Here is a 7,910-nt window from a genome sequence, read left to right on the forward strand (position 1 = left end):
GAATGTTCCTGTATTATTTTGTGCAAAGTTAATGCTATTTTTCCCAATTACTGCCCGTTATTTGCGGTTAGAACGGTCTTTTTCAATGTATTTCACGAAATGTCATCATATCATACTCTGTTTCATACTCTGAGGGGCTTATAAATGGTGGCATCAAGCCAAAAACATAGAGGGGCGATTATAGCCTTGTAGCCATAACCGCCCCTCTGAATACCTGTCAATGTGAGACATTTATGCCTCCTTGCGCTTCAAGGTTATCTTGTCCACCACCTGACACATCTGCTGCGCTGCTATCTTGGAATAGATTTGTGTGGTGGTAATGTTCTTATGTCCGAGATAGGCTTGGATGACAGCCATGTCCGTTCCCATTTCCACGTGCAGGCTTCCGAAGCTGTGGCGGGTACAGTGAAAGGTGATTTTCTTGGTTATCCCTGCTGCCGTGAGCCACCGTTGGAGTGGTCCTTGCAGCATCTTGTCCTTGAAATCCTCAAAGATAAGTCCCTCGCCCCGTTCTCCCAGCAGTCCATAGGCTTCATCACTGATGGGGTTATGCACTATTTCTTTGGTTTTCTGCATACGGGTGGTAACGAACATCCTGCCGTTGGTGTATGGTTGTATCTGCTGCCACGTGAGCTGTCTGATGTCGCTCTTTCTCAGTCCCGTAAGACAGGCGAAAAGAAAAGCTTTTTTCAAGACCTCCTCCTCACAGGGTGTTTCGGCAAGCCGTATCAGTTCCTCTTGGCTCAAATGCTCCCTGATGGTGGGAATGCACTCGATGCGGTCTAAGAAGCCGTTTGGGTTCTCCTTTATCTTCCTGTCACGGTAAGCGGTGTGCAGCACGGCACGGAAAGTTGACCAATAGCCTGCTGCGGAGTTGATGTGCAGCTTTTGGTTGGTGTGGATGGATTGGGGTGCATCAAGCAGGTATTCCATGAACTTGCGGCACAAATCCACATCCACCTCCTCAAAGGTGCATTTGCCGTTCACGAACCGCTGGAAATGCTTGTATACGTGCTGCCACTTGATATTCTTGCGGTCAGCCAGTCCTTTGAAATAGGCAAGGAAATCGCCCTTCATCTTGGTCTTGTCAAAAAAGCCGTTGTTTTCATTGAAAATGGCTTCGTAGCGCTGGTTGCGCAGGATGACCGCTTTCTTCATCATGCGTGCGTTGAAGTCCCGTTCCTGCTGGTTTGCAGGTTTGGCGAAGATGTAAATTCCTAAGGCTTCACGTGTAATCACTCTCATGGTGACATTGTCACGGTAGCCGGGATAGTAGTCAAGGCATAGTGAATACTGTGTCCCGTTCTTAATCTTGCGCTTACGCAAGGTAACTGTTTTGCATTTACTCATAATAATTATGTTTTAATTGGTTGTATACATTTTGGAGTTGTATCCATGTTTCCGATGGCAAAGGAACAACGTGAAATATCCGTGAATACCTCCACGATACATCATTTTGAAATAATTTTCGATAATCCCGATTTTTCACGGTTATTTGTTCCTTTCAGCCATGACACGCTCCACATCTGAGCGCAAAAGCAGGTTTTTCACACCCACCTTTATCTTTTCGATGTGCTTCACCTTGACGATATGGCAGATGTTGGCTGACGAAAGACCATAGATTTGCTGCACCTGCTCAACGGTATAGTAGCGTTCATCGTTCACAAGGTCAGTTCTGCGGAGTTCGTTCAAATGTGATTTGGAGTAATAGGTACGCCCGTACTCTCTTTTAGTGGGTATCTTATGGCGATAGGTGTAGGCACGGAGTGCGGTCGGCTTCATGCCGAACAGTTCCTCCACCTCCTCGGTCAGTAGCCAGTCGGTAATTTCGCTAATATCAACTGCCACACCGAAAAACTCGTCAATATGCTTCTTGCTGTAATAGTTCTTTCCTGCGATACGGCAGATGGGGATATGGTTACGCTTGGCGGAAGTGTAAAGCCATGACTGCTTTACCTTAAAAAGGGACATCACCTCCTCGCCCGAATAGAAGTCCAACACTTCTTCGCTTTCCTTTTCCCTTTTTTCTCTTTTGGCAGGTAAGGAAGATGAAGATGATTTCCTTGGTGTGGAGGTGTTGCCGGGCAGGATGCGGTGATAGGGATTGCCCTCCAACATCTGCTCGATGTCGGCTCTGCGGATGAATGCCATGCGGTTGCTGATGCGTGAGGCTTTCAGCTTGCCGATGGCTACAAGTTTGTAAATGTACTGTCGGGAACAGCCCATGAGGATGGCTGCTTTGGAAAAGGTGAGATACTCCTGATGCTGTATCTCCATCAAGGGTTGGGCGACTTTGAAGAGGTTGTTCTTCTGCATCACTCTGGCTCGTTTGGCTTCTGCCTGACAAGCCTCACTGCAATATCTTTGCATACCGCTTCGGGTTACAAAGGACTTGCCGCAAAAACTGCATTTTCTGGTTGCTTTCATACCGTTTTATCGTTTAATGGTTCATTTCTTCAATCCTATATCTCTGAAATGGTAAACGGATGTGAACGGAAGTCAACCATTGTCGCTTTTCTACACAGTGTGACTGTTTCCGCATATCGGGGCGGTTATTGTCGCTTGTCGTAAACGGTTGTAAACCCTTGTCAACTGTCTGCACGGTGTGACAAAAAACAAGCCCCGCAAATTCTCCACGTCAGAAATACGTCTCAAAAATATGTGGAAATTTGGGAAGCGACAAATGGCAACCGAAAAGTGTTAAATTTTAGAATATGCTGGTAATTAAAGATTTACACTCGGATATTTCTGATTAGTTTTGGTTGTTCTATGGTTATAAATACAGTTTGCGAAAGCACGCTTACCAATTTTTTCAACCTTATTAGGTATAATTACATTCTTAAGGTTTCGACAATCAAGGAAAGAGTAGTCACCTATCCTCTTAATAGAAGGAGGAAGCAAAGTAAACTTGTCATTAGCCTTTCCGGGAGGGAAGATAATGAGTTCTTCCTTATCCTGCGAAAGCAAGTAACCGTCAACGCTTGAGTACACTGAATTTTCCTTATCCACATTAATCTCTGTCAGTTTATCGCAATACTTAAACGCCTCAGGATGAATCTTGGTTGTGTACTTTTCTATCTTAATTTTCTCAAGAGCCCCACAATTGCGGAATGCTTCTTTTTTAATTTCCTTCACGTTCTTAGGTATATCGAGACTTTCCAAACCACAGTCGGCAAAAGCACCTGCCCCAATTGAATCAATTGCAGCATTCTCATCGAATTTTGCAGCCTTCATATTCTTACATCCGTTGAAAGCATTACGTCCGATATTAGTTACCGTTTTAGGGAAATCGAATCTTTCAAGATTCTCGGCTTTTGCAAAAGCATTCTCCTTGATATTTTTCAAAGGACATGTTCCCTTGAAATTGAAATGCTTCAATTGTGTATTCGATATAAATGCACTCTCTTTAATAGTCTCCAATTTCGAATTATCGGGAACGTTGATTGTATGCAAACTATCACATGCTTCAAAAACTCTTCCTATCTCAGTGATGGAAGAAGGCAAGGTCACTTCTTTCAGTCTTGGGCATTGCCAAAACGAATACCCATTAAGATTTGTAATCTTGGACGGTTCGAGGAACGTAACAGAGGTAAGCCTGTAATTTTGACGGAACGCCTGTTCTGATATATCCTCTACGTTAGTTGGAATCACCAAAGTAGTCAGTTTTCTTGCACCCTGAAAAGCCTTTGTACCGATTTTCTTAACCTTATCGGGAATAGTGTAAGAAGTGGCGGGCTTTCCAAGCGGATAGGCATAGAGAAGACTTTGGTCTTTTGAGAATAGAACACCGTCTTCAGCAGAAAAATCAGTATTACCTTCCGCTACCACGTATTCTTCAAGTGCCTGACATCCCTCAAAAGCACCTTCTTTCAATCCTTTCTTTTTGAGATCCTTAGGCAAAATGATTTTCTTAAGTTTCCCAAGATCTACAAGAGCAGAGATGTCGATATTTGTCACTTCATTCAAATCAATAGAAGTCATGTTCTGATTGCCGGCAATACCATAAGAAGCAATTTCTTTCACACCTGTGGGAACCATATAATTCTCCTCGTTCTTTGCGTGTGGATAAAGAACCAACCTTTTGGGAGTCGGGGCTTTTCTGACAAGAACTCCGTCTATAACTTCAAATTTTGTAGTACCGGGAGTAGTAGGTTCCACAAATGCCTCTAATTCACTTGTCGCAGCAATTGAAGGCCAGCCTTCTTCTACCGTTTCCAAATTAGGAGGCAATACTACTTTCTTCAAACCGGGGTTCATATGAAAGGCAGCTTTATTAATCGACTTTACGCTTGCATCTATCGTGTAAGTTTCCCCTTTCTTCTCTGCTATGTTTGACGGGACAGCACGCAAATCTTTCTTATTTTCCGTATAGAGCACTCCATCGCTGTCTGAGTCAAAATAAGGATTATCTGTAACAACTTCGAACTCGGGAATTGCTTTCATACTCAACCACGCCGTAGGTTCTATTTTTGATACGTTTTTAGGAATAGTGATTTTTGCGACTTGGGCATCGCGAAAACTTGATTTTTCTATTGTCTCGATTGTTTCCGGCAATGTAATCGACGTAACATTCTCACATTTATATGTACCATGAGAGCCAACCGCTGTAACCGTGAAATTTACTCCCTTACCATCAGATACGTGAGAAGGAATAACCAATGCTCCCGACACATTTGTGCCAACAAACATCAATGAGGGATCTTTATCTGGTACACCTTCCGGCACAAGGACTTTATAGGTAAGATTGTCAAATGTGACAACATCATCCTTGGTGTATGCCCACATATTCTTTGGTATCGCTGTAAACAGCAATGCCAATAATAAAAGTTTAATTTTCATCATATTTATCATTAATTAAAATTGTTATTAATAATTATAATATATTTCGTCGTACTCGTTCCAATTAAGCAACTCTTGAAATCCAAAGCCTAAAAAATGGCTTCTAATCACAGGTTATCCACATATTCTTTACGACTCTCATTTATCATTGATATATATATTACTATTAGGCTACAAAGGTAAATATTTTATTATAGCCAAGCAAATATTTATTGACAAATTATACTTTTTGTTGTGCAAACTAAACATTTTGTTGAGCAAACACTTACTTGATTCTCCTTTTTATCCCAAATGCTATGAGAGTCCGGAAAGAAAAATGAGGCCTCTGCAAAACGAGCATACATTGCAATGTGCTCATTCTACAGAGGTCTCATTATAGGGATATGCTGCAAAGATACTGATTCTATCAAAGAAATAACATAAAACATTATCAAGAAAAATGATAACAGCATGACTTTTGAACGAGTTTTGTGACGAACTAATGAAAATGGTGTCTGATAAAAAGTCAGTCGTGATGTGCCTTCATCAGTTTTCTTACATGAGGTCGGAGTTCATATCCCCAAATCTTATAACCTGCGGGGGAAAGGTGTAGGCCGTCACGAGTGAGTTCTTTTCGCAACTGGTCGGTTCCACGTTGAAGGAAACGAGGATAGAGATAACTCAACATCAAGGCGGCTGCAATACTCACTCACCAAACGGTTTATCTCCGGTATGTCACCGCTCCTCCCCGCAAGGGTTTTCCATCTGCCGAAACCTTCGTTTATAGGAAGACAACTTTCAACATAGAGCCGTGTATTGGGGGCTTCATCATGAATTCGCTTTACAAGACGGTTTATCATGGTTGCCACCTCCTGTGCCGTGAGGTTGTGACTAAGGTCGTTGATACCTATCATCAGGAATATTGCCTTCGGACGTTCTGCAAGGATTTTGTCGAGACGATATAGTACGCCATTCGCCGTATCGCTCATTATTCCACGATTCACGATGTTTGTTCCACCGAGACGAGGGTTCCAATCTAAGCCGAACTCTGTCATGCTGTCACCAAGCATTACTATCGTTTCACTGTCTATGGGTTTCTCATTTTCAAACTCGGCAAGCCGCTTGTTATAATGTGGGAATGGTTTGAAATCGGTATGCTGCGCTTTCACCGGCAGCAATGACAAAGCAAGTATTAACAATAATATTTTCTTCATACTCCATTTTATCGGCATTGTTCAGAACTGCTCCAATATCTCTATGCGCTTATTGGTATCGGGATGGGTGCTGAAAATGGAGTAGAACAAACTCATGATTCCCTCTGTCATGCCTTTTGGATGAATGATGAAAAGTTGTGCCACCTCTTCGCGACCGCAGTCCTTCAGTCCCGGTTTTGCTGAAATCTTACGCAGGGCAGAAGCCAATGCAAGCGGATCGCCACAGAGTTCGGCTCCACCGGCATCTGCCATGTACTCGCGCTTGCGGGAAATGGCAAAGCGAGTGATGGCTGTGAAAAAGTAGGCTATGGCACCACACACCAGACCTACAAGCATTATCACAATTATGCTTACACCATTCTTATTGCGGCTATTGCTGCTACCATAAACCATTACACGCCATATCATGTGGAATATAAGGGAAACAATAGTCGATACAATACCTACGAAAACGATGCTTGTGATGAGTAACCGAGTATCGTTATTGCGGATATGCGTAAGTTCATGACCTATCACACCGGCCAATTCGGCATCATTGAGGGTTTCTAACAATCCGGTGGTGACCGTGACCGTATATGTCTTCTTGTTTATTCCGCTGGCAAACGCATTCAATCGAGAGTCGTTGACAATATTTATCATTGGTATGTCCATACCGCAAGATATACATAGGTTCTCAACAATGTTATATACTCGCGGATTTTCTCTTCGCTCCAACGTACGTGCGCCAACAGACTTTTTTATAATCCAGGTGTTGAACTTATATGCTATCAGAAACCATACGGCAACGATAAGCACTACCCAGGGGAAAACTAAAAGAAACTCGTTATTGACCTCATTGAAATTAAACGTACTGGTCCAATTGCCATAACTGTCGTAATAGCCTTGACCAATAATACCGAGGATTAGGAAAAACATGTAAACCGTTCCCAAAATAATCAATGGGAACATCAATAGCAGCAACACACTGAGACGGTTGTTGCGCTGTTGCTGGGTCTGCATGCCTACATATCTCATTCCTTGTAATCTTTAGAATTGTATTTCGGGGGCTTTTTCTACTGCGGCACGTTGCTCCTGTGGAATTTCAAACATCGGTTCCTTGGAGAAATGGAACATGCCGGCGATAATGCTTGACGGGAACACTTGAACGGCATTGTTCAACTCGCGAGTGGCAGAGTTAAAGAAACGACGCGATGCTGCGAGTTTGTTCTCGATGTCGGAAATCTCAGCCTGTAGTTGTAGGAAGTTGGTGTTCGCCTTAAGTTCCGGATATGCCTCCAACTGAATACGCAGTCCTGAAAGAGCCGAAGTTAGAGTGTTGTCGGCCATTATCTTCTCGTTTATTGTTGTGGCACGCGTCAAGCCGGCACGCGCTTCCGTCACCTTCTGCAACGTTTCACTCTCATGCTTTGCATAACCCTTTACAACTGCGACAAGTTGAGGGATAAGGTCTGCACGTTGTTTCAATTGTACATCAATGTTGGCGAAAGCATTCTCGCGGTTGTTACGCAAGCGAACAAGTCCGTTGTAGAGCGATATAAACCATATCACCAAGACAAGAACCAACACAATAATAATAATTCCTATTACCATAACAAGAAAAGTTTAAGTGTATTTATTTCAATATATGATGCAAATATAGTGAATTTATATAAAACAACGAACAATTTTAAGAATTATTTAATTATTTGATATGCTTTTTACGTTAGCATTCTAAATTATAGAACCTAATTTTATGTTTATAATATTGTAGTTTCAGAGAGTAGAAGTAGTTGCAATATTAATAAAAGTATAATCCGGCCACTCACATGGGCGTGAATGTCCGGATTATACTTTATCATAATTTGCTGTTTCTTAGATGTCTGACCACCTTCTCATAAT

The 7,910-nt window shown here is 42.4% G+C and carries 7 protein-coding genes (1 of these 7 cut by a window edge); all 7 read right to left on the minus strand.

Features of this window, described 5'->3' with window-relative positions; translation table 11 throughout:
- Nucleotides 1–231: 231 nt before the first annotated feature.
- Nucleotides 232–1,350 (minus strand): tyrosine-type recombinase/integrase, encoded by a 1,119-nt coding sequence (locus EHV08_RS05130; RefSeq protein ID WP_004338318.1) that lies wholly within the window; start codon nt 1,348–1,350, stop codon nt 232–234.
- Between the two features lie 141 nt (nt 1,351–1,491).
- The gene (tnpA, locus tag EHV08_RS05135) at nt 1,492–2,427 is read right to left on the minus strand and encodes a transposon Tn4555 protein TnpA (protein ID WP_004292844.1); all 936 of its coding nucleotides are present in this window, start codon (nt 2,425–2,427) and stop codon (nt 1,492–1,494) included.
- A 297-nt stretch (nt 2,428–2,724) separates the two neighbouring features.
- Nucleotides 2,725–4,842, minus strand: a complete 2,118-nt coding sequence (locus EHV08_RS05140) for a leucine-rich repeat domain-containing protein (protein WP_238988012.1) — start codon at nt 4,840–4,842, stop codon at nt 2,725–2,727.
- A gap of 593 nt (nt 4,843–5,435) precedes the next feature.
- Complete coding sequence (locus EHV08_RS05145; protein WP_238988013.1) at nt 5,436–6,032, minus strand: GDSL-type esterase/lipase family protein; 597 nt, start codon at nt 6,030–6,032, stop codon at nt 5,436–5,438.
- A 21-nt stretch (nt 6,033–6,053) separates the two neighbouring features.
- The gene (locus EHV08_RS05150; RefSeq protein ID WP_126678369.1) at nt 6,054–7,046 is read right to left on the minus strand and encodes a M48 family metallopeptidase; all 993 of its coding nucleotides are present in this window, start codon (nt 7,044–7,046) and stop codon (nt 6,054–6,056) included.
- Between the two features lie 12 nt (nt 7,047–7,058).
- Nucleotides 7,059–7,622, minus strand: a complete 564-nt coding sequence (locus EHV08_RS05155) for a LemA family protein (protein WP_126678370.1) — start codon at nt 7,620–7,622, stop codon at nt 7,059–7,061.
- A gap of 244 nt (nt 7,623–7,866) precedes the next feature.
- Nucleotides 7,867–7,910, minus strand: the end of a protein-coding gene (locus EHV08_RS05160; RefSeq protein WP_126678371.1) for a transglycosylase SLT domain-containing protein. 400 nt of this gene lie beyond the right edge of the window; only the last 44 of its 444 coding nucleotides appear in the window; its start codon lies off the right edge, out of view; its stop codon occupies nt 7,867–7,869.

Source organism: Prevotella koreensis (assembly GCF_003977605.1).
GTDB classification, from domain to species: Bacteria; Bacteroidota; Bacteroidia; order Bacteroidales; family Bacteroidaceae; genus Prevotella; species Prevotella koreensis.

Bases quoted from the DNA above. Each gene is read 5' to 3' on its own strand.
- EHV08_RS05140 (WP_238988012.1), bottom strand. From the start codon at position 4,842: ATGATGAAAATTAAACTTTTATTATTGGCATTGCTGTTTACAGCGATA.
- EHV08_RS05130 (WP_004338318.1), bottom strand. From the start codon at position 1,350: ATGAGTAAATGCAAAACAGTTACCTTGCGTAAGCGCAAGATTAAGAAC.
- EHV08_RS05145 (WP_238988013.1), bottom strand. From the start codon at position 6,032: ATGAAGAAAATATTATTGTTAATACTTGCTTTGTCATTGCTGCCGGTG.
- EHV08_RS05155 (WP_126678370.1), bottom strand. From the start codon at position 7,622: ATGGTAATAGGAATTATTATTATTGTGTTGGTTCTTGTCTTGGTGATA.
- tnpA (WP_004292844.1), bottom strand. From the start codon at position 2,427: ATGAAAGCAACCAGAAAATGCAGTTTTTGCGGCAAGTCCTTTGTAACC.
- EHV08_RS05150 (WP_126678369.1), bottom strand. From the start codon at position 7,046: ATGAGATATGTAGGCATGCAGACCCAGCAACAGCGCAACAACCGTCTC.